Origin of the sequence: Methylobacterium goesingense (assembly GCF_022179225.1) — a bacterium.
Lineage (GTDB): Bacteria > Pseudomonadota > Alphaproteobacteria > Rhizobiales > Beijerinckiaceae > Methylobacterium > Methylobacterium goesingense.
Genome location: NZ_BPQL01000144.1, coordinates 1 through 17,177, shown reverse-complemented (window position 1 = coordinate 17,177; position 17,177 = coordinate 1). Strand labels below are relative to the sequence as shown.

At 69.2% G+C, this 17,177-nt stretch carries 21 protein-coding genes; 16 read left to right on the top strand and 5 right to left on the bottom strand.

Annotation, left to right across the window (positions count from 1 at the left end):
* Together MFF30_RS21160 and MFF30_RS21155 are read right to left on the bottom strand one after the other, a co-directional pair.
* Positions 1-184 (bottom strand): AIR carboxylase family protein (locus tag MFF30_RS21160; RefSeq protein ID WP_238281908.1); only part of this gene is annotated, 184 nt, incomplete at its 3' end.
* Positions 185-307: 123 nt separating this feature from the next.
* Positions 308-526: a YdcH family protein gene (locus MFF30_RS21155; protein WP_238281906.1), complete on the bottom strand. Its 219-nt coding sequence runs from the start codon at positions 524-526 to the stop codon at positions 308-310.
* 194 nt (positions 527-720) lie between these two features.
* On the opposite strand from MFF30_RS21155, the gene MFF30_RS21150 reads away from it, so the two are divergent.
* The 6 genes from MFF30_RS21150 (at position 721) to MFF30_RS21125 (ending at position 5,202) form a co-directional block, all read left to right on the top strand.
* A complete protein-coding gene (locus MFF30_RS21150) occupies positions 721-903 on the top strand; it encodes a YdcH family protein (RefSeq protein WP_238281903.1) in 183 nt (60 codons plus the stop codon).
* Between the two features lie 215 nt (positions 904-1,118).
* A complete protein-coding gene (locus tag MFF30_RS21145; RefSeq protein WP_238281902.1) occupies positions 1,119-3,059 on the top strand; it encodes a propionyl-CoA synthetase in 1,941 nt (646 codons plus the stop codon).
* Positions 3,060-3,115: 56 nt separating this feature from the next.
* Positions 3,116-4,234, top strand: coding sequence for an NADH:flavin oxidoreductase/NADH oxidase (locus tag MFF30_RS21140; RefSeq protein WP_238281901.1), 1,119 nt, complete (start codon positions 3,116-3,118; stop codon positions 4,232-4,234).
* Between the two features lie 82 nt (positions 4,235-4,316).
* Positions 4,317-4,676, top strand: coding sequence for a hypothetical protein (locus MFF30_RS21135; RefSeq protein ID WP_238281900.1), 360 nt, complete (start codon positions 4,317-4,319; stop codon positions 4,674-4,676).
* 32 nt (positions 4,677-4,708) lie between these two features.
* Complete coding sequence (locus tag MFF30_RS21130) at positions 4,709-4,876, top strand: hypothetical protein (RefSeq protein ID WP_238281899.1); 168 nt, start codon at positions 4,709-4,711, stop codon at positions 4,874-4,876.
* Between the two features lie 29 nt (positions 4,877-4,905).
* Positions 4,906-5,202: a hypothetical protein gene (locus MFF30_RS21125; RefSeq protein ID WP_238281898.1), complete on the top strand. Its 297-nt coding sequence runs from the start codon at positions 4,906-4,908 to the stop codon at positions 5,200-5,202.
* A 12-nt stretch (positions 5,203-5,214) separates the two neighbouring features.
* Here the strand turns inward: MFF30_RS21125 and MFF30_RS21120 are convergent, their stop codons facing one another.
* Positions 5,215-5,979, bottom strand: a complete 765-nt coding sequence (locus MFF30_RS21120; protein WP_373320970.1) for a phosphodiester glycosidase family protein — start codon at positions 5,977-5,979, stop codon at positions 5,215-5,217.
* A gap of 259 nt (positions 5,980-6,238) precedes the next feature.
* On the opposite strand from MFF30_RS21120, the gene MFF30_RS21115 reads away from it, so the two are divergent.
* Positions 6,239-6,736, top strand: coding sequence for a hypothetical protein (locus tag MFF30_RS21115; RefSeq protein WP_238281897.1), 498 nt, complete (start codon positions 6,239-6,241; stop codon positions 6,734-6,736).
* An 84-nt stretch (positions 6,737-6,820) separates the two neighbouring features.
* Here the strand turns inward: MFF30_RS21115 and MFF30_RS21110 are convergent, their stop codons facing one another.
* Positions 6,821-7,219, bottom strand: a complete 399-nt coding sequence (locus MFF30_RS21110; protein WP_238281896.1) for a DUF4174 domain-containing protein — start codon at positions 7,217-7,219, stop codon at positions 6,821-6,823.
* 201 nt (positions 7,220-7,420) lie between these two features.
* On the opposite strand from MFF30_RS21110, the gene curA reads away from it, so the two are divergent.
* From curA to MFF30_RS21065, 9 genes are all read left to right on the top strand, one after another.
* On the top strand, positions 7,421-8,437 hold the full coding sequence (gene curA, locus MFF30_RS21105; protein WP_238281894.1) for an NADPH-dependent curcumin/dihydrocurcumin reductase: 1,017 nt from the start codon (positions 7,421-7,423) through the stop codon (positions 8,435-8,437).
* A 219-nt stretch (positions 8,438-8,656) separates the two neighbouring features.
* Entirely contained in the window at positions 8,657-9,244 is a 588-nt protein-coding gene (gene ssb, locus MFF30_RS21100) for a single-stranded DNA-binding protein (protein WP_238281892.1), read from the top strand.
* 312 nt (positions 9,245-9,556) lie between these two features.
* Positions 9,557-12,292 carry a DNA gyrase subunit A gene (gyrA, locus tag MFF30_RS21095; RefSeq protein WP_283205928.1) on the top strand — a complete coding sequence of 912 codons (2,736 nt, stop codon included), beginning with the start codon at positions 9,557-9,559 and terminating at the stop codon, positions 12,290-12,292.
* Between the two features lie 199 nt (positions 12,293-12,491).
* Positions 12,492-13,313, top strand: a complete 822-nt coding sequence (locus MFF30_RS21090) for an outer membrane protein (RefSeq protein WP_238281889.1) — start codon at positions 12,492-12,494, stop codon at positions 13,311-13,313.
* Positions 13,314-13,438: 125 nt separating this feature from the next.
* The gene (coaD, locus tag MFF30_RS21085) at positions 13,439-13,939 is read left to right on the top strand and encodes a pantetheine-phosphate adenylyltransferase (protein WP_238281887.1); all 501 of its coding nucleotides are present in this window, start codon (positions 13,439-13,441) and stop codon (positions 13,937-13,939) included.
* 35 nt (positions 13,940-13,974) lie between these two features.
* Positions 13,975-14,559, top strand: coding sequence for a peptidylprolyl isomerase (locus MFF30_RS21080; protein WP_238281885.1), 585 nt, complete (start codon positions 13,975-13,977; stop codon positions 14,557-14,559).
* 1 nt (position 14,560) lies between these two features.
* Entirely contained in the window at positions 14,561-15,085 is a 525-nt protein-coding gene (locus tag MFF30_RS21075) for a UCP034077 family protein (protein WP_506289932.1), read from the top strand.
* 4 nt (positions 15,086-15,089) lie between these two features.
* Positions 15,090-15,548 (top strand): peptidylprolyl isomerase, encoded by a 459-nt coding sequence (locus MFF30_RS21070; RefSeq protein WP_055950543.1) that lies wholly within the window; start codon positions 15,090-15,092, stop codon positions 15,546-15,548.
* Between the two features lie 117 nt (positions 15,549-15,665).
* Positions 15,666-16,568, top strand: a complete 903-nt coding sequence (locus MFF30_RS21065; RefSeq protein ID WP_238281884.1) for an EamA family transporter — start codon at positions 15,666-15,668, stop codon at positions 16,566-16,568.
* Positions 16,569-16,572: 4 nt separating this feature from the next.
* Here MFF30_RS21065 and mobA read toward each other — a convergent pair.
* On the bottom strand, positions 16,573-17,177 hold a 605-nt coding region (mobA, locus tag MFF30_RS21060; protein WP_238281883.1), incomplete at its 5' end, for a molybdenum cofactor guanylyltransferase MobA.

Here is a 17,177-nt window from a genome sequence, read left to right as displayed (position 1 = left end):
CCGACCGCCTCGTCGCCTTGGCGCCCTTGGCAAAGGCGACGAGGCGGTCGGGCGTGCGATGGGCCGAGACTATGCGATCGTCATGAGCGACGCCGAGCGCATCCAGCGTCTCGGCGGCATGCCGCATGGTCGCCCAGTCCGACTGGCTGCCCATGATGATCGCGACCGGGGAGGCTCCCGCCATGGTCGTCAGATCCCTTCGCGATCATGTGTGGAACGGGCCGTGCGACGCGCCGCGACCCCTGGAACGCCGAATACAAAAGCGGCGGCGCGCCCGCAAGGCAAGAACCCGGAGGGCCCGGCCCGGTCAGGCGATGATGTCGGGGGTGATCTGGTCCTCGAGATACGAGATCCGGTCGCGCAGGGACAGCTTGCGCTTCTTCAGGCGCTGGATCTGCAACTGGTCGGCCACCACCCCGAGTTCGAGGGCGTCGATGGCGCCGTCGAGGTCCCGGTGTTCCTGCTTCAGCCGCGCCAACTCATCGGCCGGTTCCACCGATGCATCGTTATCGAACTGGACCGCCATCGCACCTGATGCCCCGGGACGCCTTCGCGGCAGACCATGCGACAGCCGGTCGGCCTGGGCAAGAACCCGCCGCCCCTCCTGCACAAACATCCGCCTGCACAAACATCCGTCAAGCATGGCCGTCGATAGCCTTCGACAGCCGGCTGATCATATGTCAGTCTGCCCGCGTCGAAACGAGACAGGAGACACAGCTCATGTCACTGCAGACGCACCTCACCCAGCTCGCCCGGAAGCACGAAGCCCTCGAGCGGGAGATCCACGATGCCACCATCCGACCCTCGGCGAACGATCTGCGCATCGCAGAGCTCAAGAGACGCAAGCTCCACCTCAAAGACGAGATGAACCGCCTGCGAACCGAAACCGACGCGCTGCACTAGCCCGTCCCATTCCCACCACGTAGTCTCTCGAGCGTTCGCCGCCGCCGCTGGTCTCCAGGGCGGCGGTTTTCGTATGTGGCATCAGCGCCGCTGGTCTCCAGGGCGACGACTTTTCGGCTCAATCCGTTCGGCATGAGGCCAGAGCAGTCCGGCGGCGTAAATTCCGGTAGAGTGCGGAGAAACCGGCAACCACGACCGGGCCCGCAGGATACGCCATGGACGCCACGCCCCACACCCCGACTCCGCTCCCCGGCCGCTACGCCGAGGCTCACGCGGCCTCGCTGCGCGATCCGGAGGCGTTCTGGCTCGACGCGGCCCAGGCGATCGACTGGGCATGCCCGCCCACCCGGGCCTTCGACAGAGCGGCCGGCACCTATGGCCGCTGGTTTCCCGACGCCACCCTGAATGCCTGCCACAATGCCGTGGACCGGCACGTGGCCGCCGGCCGCGGCGACCAAGCCGCGATCCTGTACGACTCGCCCGTCACCGGTACGAAGCGGCGAATCACCTACGCGGCGCTGCGCGATGCGGTGGCCGTGCTCGCCGGCGTGCTCAGCGACCTCGGGGTCGGCCGTGGCGACCGTGTCGTGATCTACATGCCGATGGTGCCCGAGGCCCTGTTCGGCATGCTCGCCTGCGCGCGCCTCGGGGCCGTCCACTCCGTGGTGTTCGGCGGGTTCGCCGCCAACGAGCTCGCGATCCGCATCGCGGATGCCGCCCCGAAGGTGGTGCTCGCCGCCTCCTGCGGCATCGAGCCGAACCGCGTCGTGGCCTACAAGCCGCTCCTCGACGCCGCGATCGCGGCCTGCGCGCACAAGCCCGCGGCCTGTCTCGTCCTCCAGCGTCCGCAGGCGCCGGCCGAGCTCGTGCCCGGACGCGACCACGATTGGGCCGAGACGGTGGCACGGGCAACGGCCGAGGGCCGGCGGGCGGAGTGCGTGACCGTGGCGGCCACCGATCCGCTCTACATCCTCTACACCTCCGGCACGACGGGGAAGCCCAAGGGCGTGGTGCGGGATACGGGCGGCTATTGCGTCGCGCTCGCCTGGTCGATGCCCAACCTCTACGACGTGGCGCCGGGCGAAACCTACTTCTGCGCCTCCGACATCGGCTGGGTGGTCGGCCATTCCTACATCGTCTACGCGCCGCTCCTGCACGGCTGCACCACGGTGCTCTACGAAGGCAAGCCGGTGGGTACGCCCGATGCCGGGGCCCTCTGGCGGGTGGTCTCGGAATACGGCGCCGCCTGCCTGTTCACGGCGCCCACCGCGCTGCGGGCGATCAAGAAGGAAGACCCGCGCGCCGAGCTGGTCGGCGCCTACGACCTCTCGGCCTTCCGCACCCTGTTCCTCGCCGGGGAGCGGGCCGACCCCGATTCGGTGGCCTGGGCCGAGCGGGCCCTCGGCCGGCCGGTCATCGACCATTGGTGGCAGACCGAAACCGGCTGGGCCATCGCGGGCAATCCCGTCGGGCTCGGCCAGCTGCCGGTCAAGCACGGCAGCGCCTGCGTGCCGATGCCGGGCTACGATCTCGCCGTCCTGGACGAGGCCGGCAAGCCGGTGCCCGCCGGCACGATGGGCACCATTGCCCTGCGGCTGCCCCTGCCGCCCGGCTGCCTGCCGACTCTCTGGGGCTCGGAAGAGCGCTTCCGGTCGAGCTACCTCGCCACTTATCCAGGCTGGTACGATACCTCTGACGCCGGCATCGTCGACGCCGACGGCTACGTCACTGTTCTCGGCCGCACCGACGACATCATCAACGTCGCCGGGCACCGGCTCTCCACCGGCTCCATGGAGGCGGTGCTGGCGAGCCATCCGGACGTGGCCGAATGCGCGGTCATCGGCATCCGTGATGCCCTGAAGGGCGAGCAGCCCTGCGGCTTCGTGGTGCTAAAATCGGGGGTGGACCGCCCGACCCAGGCGATCGAGGGCGAGCTCGTGGCCCTGGTCCGTGAGCAGATCGGGCCCGTCGCGGCCTTCAAGCTGGCGCTCACCGTGCAGCGCCTGCCCAAGACCCGCTCGGGCAAGATCCTGCGCGGGACCATGAAGCGCATCGCCGACGGCGAGCCCTGGACCACGCCCCCGACCATCGACGATGCCGGCGTCCTCGACGAGATCGGCGCCAGCCTGAAGGGGCGGGGGATCGGAGCCGGGTAGCCAAGCGCCCCCGGACGCGCCACGTATGCGGGACTACCGCCAAGCCGGAGCCCCGCATGACCGCCCGCCTGTTCGAGCCCCTGCGCCTCGACGACCTCACCCTGGAAAACCGCATCATCGTCGCGCCAATGTGCCAGTACTCGGCCCATGCGGGCCAGGCCGGCGACTGGCACCTGATGCATCTCGGGCAGATGGCGATGTCGGGGGCGGGGCTCCTGACCCTGGAGGCGACGGCGATCTCGCCGGAGGCGCGGATCTCGCCCACCGACCTCGGGCTCTATTCCGACGAGACGGAGCGGGCGCTGGGCCGGGTCCTCGACGCGGTGCGTGGCTATGCACCGGTGCCGATCGCGATCCAGATCAACCATGCGGGTCGGAAAGCCTCGAGCCGCGCGCCGTGGGACGGCGGTGCCCAGATCGATCCGCAAGCGCCGGACGGCTGGCGCACGGAGGCCCCCTCGGCGCTGGCGCACGGGGCGGACGAGGTGGCGCCCCTGGCTCTCGACTCGGAGGGGCTGAAGCGCATCCGCGACGGCTTCGTCGCCACCGCGCGCCGAGCTCTGAACCTCGGCATCGACGGATTCGAGCTGCACGGAGCGCACGGCTACCTGCTGCACCAGTTCCTCTCGCCCTTGTCCAATCAACGGACCGATCAGTACGGTGGCTCGCTCGCCAACCGGATGCGGTTTCCGCTCGAATGCTTCGAGGCGGTGCGGGAGGCCGTGCCGGCGGGTAAGCCGGTCTGGATGCGGGTCTCGGCCACGGATTGGGTCGAGGAGGGCTGGACCCTGGAAGAGACGGTAGAACTTGCCCACGCCCTCAAGCGCCGGGGCGCGGCCGCGATCCACGTCTCCACGGGCGGCCTCTCCACCCGCCAGCAGATCCCGCTCTCGGCCGGCTACCAGGTGCCGTTCGCCGAGCGGATCAAGGCCGAGACCGGGCTCACCACCATCGCGGTCGGGCTGATCACCGAGGCCGCTCACGCGGAATCGATCTTGGCTCAAAACCAAGCCGACGCGGTCTCACTGGCCCGCGCCCTCCTGTACAACCCGCGCTGGCCCTGGCACGCGGCGGCCGAACTCGGCGCGCAGGTGCGGGCACCGCGCCAGTACTGGCGTTCGCAACCGCGCCAGTTCAAGGACCTCTTCGCCGACACCCGGCACGGACAGCGCTGAGCGCATCGCACACGACGCCCGGGCATTGCCCCATCCCATCAGCCAACCCGCCACAGCGGGCGCTTCGCGAGAGACACGCAGCATGGACGACGACGACGTCACCACCTTCGCGGTGGAGCGGGTTCGCCTCGATATCGAGAACGGCATCACCCTGATCTCGGGGGCCGACGACGAGGAGGAGCCGGCGGGCTACTTCATCATCCAGATCGAGAAGGGCGACCCGGACGGACCGCTGATCGAGGTCTTCGGCGAGGACCTGACCCAATCGGACGGCGTCACCCGCCTCGAACTCGGCCTGCGCCACATGCGCTTCGACTTCGACCCAAGCAGCACGATCGGCAGCGAGATGCCGTGCGTGCGGATCGAGTCGCGCACGGAGATCCCGGAGGGCGTGCGCGCCCGCCTCTCCGTGGCGTTCGGAAAGCGGGCGAAGCGGGCCTGACACCAATCATCATCGAGGCGAGGAGGGAGTTCATGGAGATCAAGGTCGGCGACTTCGTCGCATCCGACGACAACGAGGCCACCATGACGGTGGTGGCCCTGGAAGGGGACCGGGCGCTCTGCCGCTGGTTCGTCGACGGCGACGTCGATGGGGACGAGCAGGAGGCCTGGATCGACCGAGCGGCACTGACCGTTCTGTAAACGGGGCAGTACACGGACCCGGAGGGAACATGTCCGAGATCGCGGAGAAGCGGCGCGAGATCGCCGAACTGATCGCCCTGGAACTCGGCTTCGGCGACCTCGAAACCCTGAGCGCCACCGAGCGCGCGGCGGTCGACCGTCAGACCGAGGAGACCATCGCGGGCTGCGAGGCGGACAGCCCCGAGCCCGCCGACTGTACGGAGGCCAACATCCGTCTACGCGGCCTCCTCCAGCAGTACCGCGCGCTCCAGGTCCTCCGGAGCGACGAGGCCGACGCGCGGTTGGCCGACGAGGGCGAGGTTTTCGGCCGCGAGGACGATGCCTGAACGGCCCCGTTCTCAGCGCGCCACCGCTCCAACCATCGGGCCCAGGGGCCGGCTCAGGTCCGAGCGGCTCATGGACGGAGCGTAGAGGCTCGATACGCTGCCATCGAGGAACAGAGCGTTGCGGCACCCGAGGGTGTCCTTGAACAGACGCGCGAAGGCGCCGAAGCTCACCGGGCGCTCGGAGATCGCGAAAACGGCGGTGCGGCCGTCGTCGCGGACCCCGACCCCGTTTCGGATCTTCTGGCTCGGGCCGTCGGCGGAGATCTTGGGGTGGATATGCCCGTCCACCACCAGCATCGGACCCGACTGGGTGGCGAAGTCGGGCTTGGGCGCGGCACGAAGGTAGCGGCCCGTCTCCATCACGCCGGCGCGCTCGCCCTTCACCCAGAAGATGCCGTTCGGCTTGAGGTGGAAGTTGCCCGGCCCGTTGGCGGTGGACACGCCCTTCAGTTCGCGCCCGTCCTCGATGTACAGCCCGACCGGGGCCTGGCCCTTGTCATACATGCCGGCATTCATCGCGAAGCGCAGGCCGCTGCCCTGCTTCTCGGCCAGTGTCGAGAGGGAAGAATAGGGCAGGCCGTCGGCCCCGAGCCAAAACACACGGACACGCTCGCGGCGCAGGTCGACCGTGCAGACCGTGTAGGCCTCGCCCTCGGCCTGAACGGCGCGGCAGGGCGCCGGAGCGGGGGCAGCAGCCGGCGCGGCAGCTGCCGTACCGCCGAGGGCAAGGCCGAGGGCGGCGACCCGCAGGAAGGCGAGGACCGGGAAACGGCTCACCCGAATGCGCGTTCGCTCAACAACCTGCACCATGATCACCCGTATCACCCGCCACCACGCCCGCCGAGGGATCGCGGCGGCCGGCTGCGCTTCCTCGCCCGAAACCCACGCTTATTTCAAGGGTGCGACGGGGCGAAGGAGGCGAGGTGGGCCGCAGACTTCACGAAACGGGGAGAAACAAAACGATCCTGAACCGTTTTGGGTGCATCGGCGTTTTTCGCCTGACGGGGACGTTTCGGCTTCTTTCGGAGACGATGTGATGAAACGAGTTCTTCTCGCTTCCGCAGCCATGGTCGGCGCGCTCGCGATGATTCCGGCGACGGCCGACGCACGCGGCTTCGGCGGTGGTGGCTTCCACGGCGGTGGTTTCCACGGCGGCGGCGGTGGCTTCCGGGGTGGTTTCGGCGGCGGCGGTTTCCGCGGCGGGTTCGGTGGGTATCGTGGCGGCTTCGGCGGCTTCCGCAACGCCGGTTTCGGCGGGTATCGCGGTGGCTTCGGCGGTTACCGCGGCGGGTATTACGGTCGCGGCTACGGCCGGGGATACGGCTACGGCCTCGGCGGCCTTGGCCTGGGTGTCGGCCTCGGCCTCGCGGCCGGCGGTCTCTACGGCGGCTACGGCCCAGGTTATGGGTACGGATACGCGCCGGTCGGTTACGGCGCCTACGATTACGGTTACGGCGGCGGCTGCTACACGGTCCCGCGCGTGCGCTGGACGCCCTACGGCTACCGCCGGGTGCTGGTCGAGCGCTGCTACTGATCGATCCCGAGCGATCGTTGACGGGGAGGGGCCGCCACGTGCGGCCCCTTCTCGTTTGCGCTCATGGTGCCGGCCGAACCGCGCCTATCGGCGCGTCTCGTCCCGGCGCATCGGCATGGCGTCGATGGTCTCGAAGAGGGCGGGGGCCGGTAACAGCGCCCCCTCGACGCGCTTGGCCTCCCCGTCCTTGCCGATCAGCACGACGCGGAACGCGTCCGGCGGCAATCGGAGCGTCGCGCGCAGGCGCCGTGCCTCCGGCGCATCGCCCACCGCCTCGAGGGTCACGAGATCGCGCTCCTTCAGGCCCGGGCGGACTTCGGCCAGGATGGCGCGCTGGGCGGCCAGATTCGGATCGCCCGCGCCGGGCGCCGAGACCACCAAGACGCGTGCGCTCCAGCGATAACGCTCAAGCGGACTTTCGGCGGCCTGTGCCGCTCCGACGCCGAGCAGCGTCGCGCCGATCGCCCAACCACGCCCCATCATCGTCCAACCTCCGTGCGAAAGGCCGCAACTCACCGCAACCGTCGCCCTGCAGATAGCGCGCGGCCCGCGCGGGTGAACCCGGTCCGGTTTGCCGTTGGACCGACCCGACCCATCTGAGCCAGTGGCAGTCGCCCGGACCCGCGTGCGTCCGGACGGACTTGCCGATCGGCCTTCGCAAAGCGCGACAACCCCGGAGTTCCCATGACCACCGCGAACCGCCGCATCGTCCTCGCCGCCCGCCCGCACGGGGAGCCGAACGCCTCGCATTTCCGGCTGGAGGAGGCGCGGATGCCCGTGCCGAAAGCCGGGGAGGTGCTGCTGGCCAACCGCTACCTGTCCCTCGATCCCTACATGCGCGGGCGCATGAGCGCGGCGAAATCCTATGCCGAGCCCGTCGCCATCGGCGACACCATGGTGGGGGCCACCGTGGCGGAAGTCCTGGCCTCGGATCACCCCGGGTTCGACGTCGGCGACATGGTCGTCGGCTTCGGCGGCTGGCAGGAATTCACCACGTCGGACGGCCGGGGCCTGCGCAAGCTCGACCCGGCGGCAGCCCCCGTCACCACCGCGCTCGGTATCCTGGGGATGCCCGGGATGACGGCTTATGCGGGCCTGCGCAACATCGGCCGGCCGAAAGCCGGTGAGACCGTGGCGGTCGCGGCCGCCACGGGTCCGGTCGGCTCCCTCGTCGGGCAGATCGCCAAGCGCCGGGGGGCACGCGCGGTCGGCATCGCGGGCGGTCCGGAGAAATGCGCTTACCTGCGCGAAACCCTCGGCTTCGACGCGGCGATCGACCATCGAGCGGACGACTTCCCCGATGCCCTGGCAGCGGCCTGCCCGGACGGCATCGACGTCTATTTCGAGAATGTCGGCGGCGCGGTGTTCGATGCGGTCCTGCCGCTCCTGAACAGCTTCGCCCGGGTGCCGGTCTGCGGCCTCGTCTCGGGCTACAACGCCACCGAGTTGCCACCCGGCCCCGACCGGGTGCCGGTGCTGATGCGGGCGATCCTGACGAAGCGCCTGCACCTCGAGGGCTTCATCGTCTGGGACTACGCCGCCCAGGAACAGGACTTTCTGGACGAGGTCGGCAGCTGGCTGCGCGAGGGCCTGATCGTCCACCGGGAGGATATCGTGGACGGGCTGGAGAATGCGCCCGAGGCCTTCGCCGGCCTCCTGAAAGGGCGCAACTTCGGCAAGCTCCTCGTCCGGATCGGGTGACGGGAAGGCAAGGCGTCCGCGCGGGCGCCTTGCCTCAAAATCAGAACAAATATAGAACATCGGGTGCGCGGATCGTCTGCCTGGGAGTCACGGGGACAGAATGCCCCTCACGATTGCCGTCGCGGCTTCGGAGGCTCATGACAGGCGGTATCGCGGTCGGCCGGTGGAAGGATCCGGGGCCGTGGCGCAGCGTGAGATCGATCGGTAGGAGAGAGCGGCATGGCCGGCAGCGTGAACAAGGTGATCCTGGTGGGCAATCTCGGGCGTGATCCCGAGACACGGCGCCTTGCCTCCGGCGATCCCGTCGTGAACCTGCGCATCGCCACATCGGAGTCCTGGAAGGACAAGATGTCGGGCGAGCGCAAGGAGAAGACCGAGTGGCACTCGGTGGTGATCTACAACGAAAACCTCGCCCGCGTGGCCGAGCAGTACCTGCGCAAGGGCTCGAAGGTCTACATCGAGGGCCAGCTCCAGACCCGCAAATGGTCGGACCAGTCCGGCGTCGAGAAGTACACCACCGAGGTCGTGCTCCAGCGCTTCCGGGGCGAGCTGACGCTCCTCGACGGGCGCAGCGGCGGCGGCGGTGAGATGGGCATGGACGAGGAGAGCGGCGGCCAGATCAGCCGCGGCGGCGATTTCGGTGGCGGCGGCGGTAGCGGCGGCGGGCGCGGCGGCGACCGAGGTGGCGATTACGGCGGCGGCGGCGGTGGCCGCCCCTCCGGCGGCGGCGACCGGCGGCCCTCTGGCGGCGGCGGGGGCGGTGGCTCCAAGCCGAACTACGACCTCGACGACGACATCCCGTTCTAGGGATCGGCACGGTCTCGTCGGCGATCACGGGCGCGGCTCCATCAGGGTCGCGCCCGTTCGCTTTCGTGACCCCTTCGCGCCGGTTCGCCGGGCCGCGCCGGACGGGCCAGGGGCGCCTGCGGGCAAGTCCTTGGTTGCCAGGGGGTTAAGGGTCCTTTCCTGGCCCGGACCGAACGGATGTGCTATGGGTTTGCGCAGGTTCCTGCGCGGCTCTGTGCCCCTGCCGGAGACGCGCGCAACAATCCCGTGAGCGGGGGCGGCTGACGGCCGCCGCCGGTGCTCCGGGCCTCGTATCAGCAGAGACCGAAGACCTTGGCAGAGAACGACATTCCGGGCGCCGGTACGCCTTCGCCCGCCTCCGACATCAAGCCCGTGTCGATCACCGACGAGATGAAGCGCTCCTACCTCGATTACGCCATGAGCGTGATCGTGAGCCGGGCGCTGCCCGATGCGCGCGACGGCCTCAAGCCCGTGCACCGGCGCATCCTCTACTCGGCCTACGAGAGCGGGCACCTGCCCGAGCGCAAATACGTCAAGTCGGCCCGCATCGTCGGCGACGTGATCGGTCTCTACCACCCGCACGGCGACCAATCGATCTACGACGCCTTGGTCCGCATGGCGCAGGACTTCTCGATGCGCCTGATGCTCATCGACGGGCAGGGCAATTTCGGCTCGGTCGACGGCGATCCGCCGGCCGCCATGCGCTACACCGAGTCGCGCCTGGCCAAGCCCGCCAACGCGCTGCTGGCGGACATCGACAAGAACACCGTCGACTTCCAGCCGAACTACGACGAGTCGCGCGAGGAGCCGACCGTCCTGCCCGCCCGCTTCCCCAACCTGCTGGTCAACGGCGCCGGTGGCATCGCGGTCGGCATGGCCACCAACATCCCGCCGCACAACCTCGGCGAGCTGATCGATGCCTGCGTCGCGCTCATCGACGATCCCGGCCTGTCGATCGAGCAGCTCACCGAGTTCGTGCCCGGCCCCGACTTCCCCACCGGCGGCTCGATCCTCGGCCGGGCCGGAACGCGCCAGGCCTACGCCACGGGGCGCGGCTCGATCATCATGCGGGCGAAGTCCCACGTGGAGGAGCTGCGCAAGGAGCGCGAGGCGCTGATCTTCACCGAGATCCCGTATCAGGTGAACAAGGCCACGCTGATGGAGAAGATCGCCGAGCTGGTGAAGGAGAAGCGCGTCGAGGGCATCTCGGACCTGCGCGACGAATCCGACCGCGACGGCATGCGCATCGTCGTCGAAATCAAGCGCGACGCCATGGCGGACGTGGTGCTGAACCAGCTTTACCGCTTCACGCCGCTGCAATCGTCCTTCGGCTGCAACATGGTGGCGCTGAACGGCGGCCGGCCCGAACTGATGAACCTGAAGGACCTGCTCCAGGCCTTCATCGATTTTCGCGAAGAGGTGGTCTCGCGGCGGACCAAGTTCCTTCTCAACAAAGCCCGCGAGCGCGCCCACGTGTTGTGCGGTCTGGCCATCGCGGTCGCCAACATCGACGAGGTGATCCGGCTGATCCGGACCTCGCCCGACCCCAACACCGCCCGCGACGCCCTGATGGCCCGCAGCTGGCCGGCCCACGACATCGCCCCGCTCATCGCCCTGGTGGACGATCCGCGCCACCGGGTCTCCGACGACGGCACCTACCGCCTCTCCGAGGTGCAGGCCCGCGCCATCCTGGATCTGCGCCTGCAGCGCCTCACGGCGCTGGGTCGCGACGAGATCGGCGACGAGTTGAAGAAGCTCGCCGACGAGATCGCCGACTACCTCGACATCCTGCGCTCGCGCCTGCGCATCATGGGCATCGTCAAGGACGAGTTCGCGGAGGTGCGCGAGGCGTACGCCACCCCGCGCCGCACGGTGATCCTCGACTGGGATTCGAACGTCGAGGACGAGGATCTGATCCAGCGCGAGGACATGGTCGTCACCGTGTCCCACGCGGGCTACGTCAAGCGCGTGCCGCTCTCGACCTACCGGGCCCAGCGCCGGGGCGGCAAGGGCCGCTCGGGCATGTCGACCCGCGACGAGGATTTCGTCACCCGCCTGTTCGTGGCCAACACCCACACGCCGGTGCTGTTCTTCTCGAACCAGGGCCAGGTCTACAAGGAGAAGGTCTGGCGCCTGCCCATGGCGGCCCCGAACGCGCGCGGTAAGGCGCTCGTGAACATCCTGTCCATGGATGCCGGCACCGAGCGCATCACCACCATCATGCCGCTGCCCGAGGACGAAGCCTCCTGGGAGACCCTCGACGTCATGTTCGCCACGGCGAGCGGCGGTGTCCGGCGCAACAAGCTCTCGGATTTCGTGCAGGTGAACCGCGCCGGCAAGATCGCCATGAAGCTCGACGCGGGCGACCACATCGTGCACGTCGAGATCTGCCGGGCGGACCAGAACGTGCTGCTCACCACGCAGGCGGGCCAGTGCATCCGCTTCCCCGTCGAGGACGTGCGCGTCTTCAAGGGCCGCGATTCGACGGGCGTGCGCGGCATCAACCTCGCCAAGGACGACCGCGTCATCTCGATGACGATCCTCAACAGCTTCGACGCCTCGCCCGAGGAGCGCGCGGGCTACCTGAAGATGCGCCGCGCCGTGATCGGCGAGGGGGTCGAGGGCGAGGAGACGGCGAGCCCCGAGGCCGAGGAGGGGGTAGCCGAGGCCAGCGCTATCTCCCTGGAGCGCTACAACGAGATGGGCGCCAACGAGCAGTTCGTGCTCACGCTGTCCGAGCGCGGCTTCGGCAAGAGGACTTCGTCTTACGAGTACCGGACCTCGGGCCGCGGCGGCAAAGGCATCACCGCAATGCGGGTCAATGCCCGCAACGGCAACCTCGTGGCCTCGTTCCCGGTCCAACCCTCCGACCAGATCATGCTGGTCACCGATGGCGGCCAGCTCATCCGCGTGCCGGTGGACGATATTCGCATCGTCGGCCGCGCCTCCCAGGGCGTGACGGTGTTCAATACCGAGAAGACCGAGCGTGTCGTGTCCGTCGAACACATCGAGGGCGAGGACGAAAGCGAGGGAGCCGAGGAGAGCTGAGACCCCTCGATACATCGATCATCCCCGCGCGCATCACGAAACCGTGTCCGTGGGGATGATCAAGTCCTTGAAAGCGTGTCGAAATATTTTCTCGATCTTGCGTCATTACTGAGACGTGTGACGCAGATACAATAGCGAAACACCCGCCGGCACCGTACCCCCAATGTCGAGCCGCCCCTGACATTCGTGGAATTTCCAAGTGCTGAAGCAGATTCTCCTCGCCGGCGCCGCCAGCGCCCTCCTGTGCGGCGCCGCCTCGGCCGCCGACCTTCCGCGCCGCGCAGCCCCGCCGGTCTTCGTGCCCCTCCCGGTCTTCACCTGGACGGGCGCCTATCTCGGCGTGAACGCCGGCTATGCCTTCAGCGAGCGTGACACCGTCCGCACCACCGGTATCGGCGCCCTCCAGAACAACGTGAACCTCGGCTTCCGCCAGGCCGCCATCAACGTCCGCCAGGAAGGCTTCACCGCCGGCGGCCAGATCGGCTACAACTACCAGTTCACGCCGGGCAACGGCATCGTCGTGGGCGTCGAGGCCGATGCAGCCTACACCGACCTGCAGCGCACGCGCACCGACATCCGCTTCAATCCCAACACGCTGACCAACACGTACCGCAGCGAGCTGTCGTTCCTCGGCACCGTGCGCGGCCGCATCGGCTACGCCTTCGACCGGTTCCTGGTCTACGGGACCGGTGGCTTTGCCTACGGCGACGTGAACCAGAGCGTCACGTTCCAGACCAACGCCCCGATCGCGTATGCGGGTTCGCGCTCGAACATCGAGACGGGCTACGCCTATGGCGGCGGCATCGAGTACGCCCTGCCGACCGATTCGTTCCTGAACTTCTTCAAGTCCTCCGCCGTGACGATCAAGGCCGAGTACCTGCGCTACGACCTCGGCTCGCGCGCCATCACGGTCGCCAACACCAACACCGCCGTGTTCCCGGGCGCCGGCTACATCGCCCGCTTCCGGACCGAGGGCAGCATCGCCCGCGCCGGCATCAACTACAAGTTCGGCACCTACTAGGATCACCCGGCGCCGGAATCCCGGCCCCGATCCTAAGAGAGGCGGGCTCCCGAAACGGGGCCCGCCTTTTTCGTTGCGGGCGGGGAGGTTCCGTTCCGGGGCGAAATGCTCTACCCCGGGCCGCGATGATCCGCACCGCCCTCTATGCCGGCTCGTTCGACCCGGTCACGAACGGACACCTCGACGTCATCCGTCAGGCCTGTCGACTCGTCTCCAACCTGGTCATCGCCATCGGCGTGCATCCCGGCAAGGCGCCGATGTTCTCGCCGGACGAGCGCGCTGAGTTGCTGCGTGCCACCTGCGGGCCGCTGGCGCAGGCCGAGAGCACCGAACTCACCATCGTCACCTTCGACGACCTCGCGGTGACGGCGGCCCGTCGGGTCGGCGCCTCGGTGTTCATACGGGGTCTGCGCGACGGCACCGACCTCGATTATGAGATGCAACTCGCTGGCATGAACGGCGCCATGGCGCCGGAGGTGCAGACCGTCTTCCTGCCGGCCTCCACCGGCGTCCGGCCGATCACCGCCACCCTGGTCCGCCAGATCGCCGCGATGGGGGGCGACGTCTCGCCTTTCGTGCCCCCGGCGGTGGCCGAGCGCCTGAACCAGCGCTTCGGCAGATCCTGATCCCCTCGACCCGACTGAAGAGAGAACGCCTGCCCATGAAGTTCGGCAACACCCTCGGCCTCAATCGCCGGATCGCCCTCCTCAGCCTCGCCGCCCTGATCGGCACGGCACCCGCGGCCTTCGTGACCGGAGCCTTGGCGGCGGACGAGAACACGGTGTTCCTCGACACCAAGGACGGCCGTGTCACCATCGAACTGCGGCCCGATCTGGCACCCAAGCACGTGGCCCAGCTCAAGACCCTCATCAAGAAGGGCTTCTACAACGGCCTGAAGTTCCACCGCGTCATGGACGGCTTCATGGCCCAGACCGGCGACCCGAAGGGCAACGGCACCGGTGGCTCGGACCTGCCGAACATCCCCGCCGAGTTCTCGCAATCCCCGTTCCGGCGCGGCACCGTCGGCATGGCCCGCTCGTCCGATCCGAACTCCGCCAATTCGCAGTTCTTCATCTGCCTCGGTGACGCGCCGTTCCTGAACGGCCAGTACACCGTGGTCGGCCTCGTCTCCTCGGGGATGGAGGCGGTCGACGCGATCAAGAAGGCGGCCCCCGGCGCACCGGGCGGGGCGGTGCAGAACCCCGACAAGATCGTGAAGATGCAGATGGCGCAGGGAGCCAAGTAGTTTGCGGGGCGTCGACCGGCACCTTGGGGCACTCGCGGCGCTCCTCGCCGCCGGGGTCCCTGTGCGGGCGACGCCCTCTACGGGTCCGCTGACCCTGCCGGAGACCCTGAAGGGCACCGTTCAAGTTCCCCTGAACGGGCCTCGGAACGGCATGGCCGACAGTCCCAGGACGCCTGATGGCGAGAAGGCACCCGATGGCCGGAAGCCGGCCGACACCCTGCAGGAACTCTATCCCGTGCTCGCCGCGTGCTGGGAGATCCCCGAGGGCCTGTCGCGCTTCGAGCGCACCGAGATCACCGCTCGCTTCGCCCTGCGCCGTGACGGCTCCGTGATCGGCACGCCCCGCGTGACCTTCTCGACACAGAATTCGGATACCCGCGCCTATCGCATCCTCACCGATGCAACCCTGGCGGCGATCCGGCGCTGCACGCCCGCCCGGATCACCCCCGCCCTCGGCGCGGCCATCGCGGGGCGCCCGATCGCGCTCCGCTTCATCTACCAAGGACCCAAGGGACAAGGAGTCTAGACCCATGGCAGAGACCGAAACCATCATCCTGGAGACCACCAAGGGCCGCGTCGTGATCGGCCTGCGCCCCGACCTCGCGCCGAACCACGTGGAGCGCCTCAAGACCCTCGCGGCACAGGGCTTCTACGACGGTGTGCCGTTTCACCGCGTGATCGACGGCTTCATGGCCCAGACCGGCGACCCGACCGGCACCGGCTCGGGCGGCTCCGACCTGCCCGACCTGAACGCCGAGTTCAACGCCGAGCCGCACGTGCGCGGCACCTGCTCGATGGCCCGCACGAACTTCCCGCACTCGGCCAACTCGCAGTTCTTCATCTGCTTCGGCGATGCCCGCTTCCTCGACAAGCAGTACACCGTCTGGGGCAAGGTCGTGGAAGGCATGGACGTGGTCGACACCCTGAACAAGGGCGAGCCGCCGCGTTCCCCCGACAAGATCGTCAAGGCGACGGTCGGCGCCGCCTGATCCGGGCCGCACAATTCGCGTTCGAGGGAAGTGTCCGTGCGAAAGTGCGGACACTTCTTTCGTTTCGGGACCCGGCAGACCTTGGCACGACGTCCATGGCCTGAAAGACGGCGAGCCATGACCGGCACCCTCCCGCTTCGCGACGTCCTCCTCGCCCTCGCGGTGGTGGCGGTCTGGGGCACGAACTTCGTCGTGATCCGGATCGGGCTTGACCACCTGCCGCCGTTGCTCTTCGCCGCCCTGCGCTTCGTACTCGCGGCCCTGCCGGGCGTGTTCCTGCTGCGCCGCCCGGCGGTTCCCTGGCGCAATCTCGCCGCCTACGGCCTGCTGATCGGGGCCGGACAGTTCGGCCTGCTGTTCATCGCCCTGCGCGGCCACATCGCCCCCGGCCTCGCCTCCCTGGTGATCCAGATCCAGGTCTTCTTCACCATCGGCCTCTCGGTCCGGCTCACCGGCGAGCGGGTGTCCGGCCACCAATGGGCGGCCCTCGGCCTCGCGGCGGCCGGCCTCGCCGTCATCGCCGCCCACACCGATGCCGCGACGACGCCCTTCGGACTCGGGCTCGTGGCCTGCGCCGCCCTGAGCTGGGCCGGCGGGAACATGGCGGCCAAGCGCAGCGGCGTTCGGGCGATGCTGCCCTACGTCGTCTGGGCGAGCCTGTTCTCGGCGCCGCCGCTCCTCGCCGCCTCGTTCCTCCTCGAAGGCTGGGACGCCATCCGCGACGGCCTCGTGCGGGCAGACCTAGCGACCTGGGGCGCGGTGGTCTGGCAGGCGGTGGGCAACACCCTGTTCGGCTACGCGATCTGGGGCTGGTTGCTCGCGCGCCACCCCGCCGCCCTGATCACCCCGATGGCGCTGCTGGTGCCGGTCTTCGGCATGGGGGCCTCGGCCCTCTGGCTCGGCGAGCCGCTGCCCGGCTGGAAGCTCGGCGCCGCGGGCCTCGTCCTCGGTGGACTCGCCCTTGGGCTGCTTTACCCGCGCTGGCGGGCATGCGCCGCGGTCAAGAGCGCTCCGACCTGACGCGTCAGGCGTCTTCCATCCCGGCGAGGCGGGCTTCGGCCGCTGCGAGGTCTTCCGGTGCGTTGATGTTGGCGAACGGGTCGTGGGGCTCCGCCGGCCAGGACACCGCCACCGCGCCGTGACGCCTCAGGAAAGCGCCGACCCGGCGCTCGCCGCGCTCCACCAGGGCCGCGCGCAGGTCCGCCCGCAGGGCCACGGGCCAGAGCGCCACCGTGAAGTGCTCGCGCCCGCCCGACGCCGCCATGGCGATGGCGTCATCCCGCCCGACCGCCCCGGCGAGGCGGGCGACGAGGTCGCGGGGCAAGAACGGCGCGTCGCCCGAGACGCTGGCGAGGTGGCGTGTTTCGGGATGGTGGGCGGCCGCGTGGTCGAGCCCGGCGAGGATGCCGGCCAGGGGCCCGGGATTGTCGGGCACCCCGTCGGGAACGATCGCGCCCGGGAAGTTGGGAAAGCGGCTTGGATCGCCGTTGGCGTTGAGGATCACGCCGGCCGCGCATTGGGGCGCGAAGCGGGTGTACACCCGGTCGAGCAGGGTGCGGCCCCCGAGGGTGCGCAAGGGCTTGTCGCCCCCACCCATGCGGCGGCCTCGCCCGCCGCATGGGTGGGGGC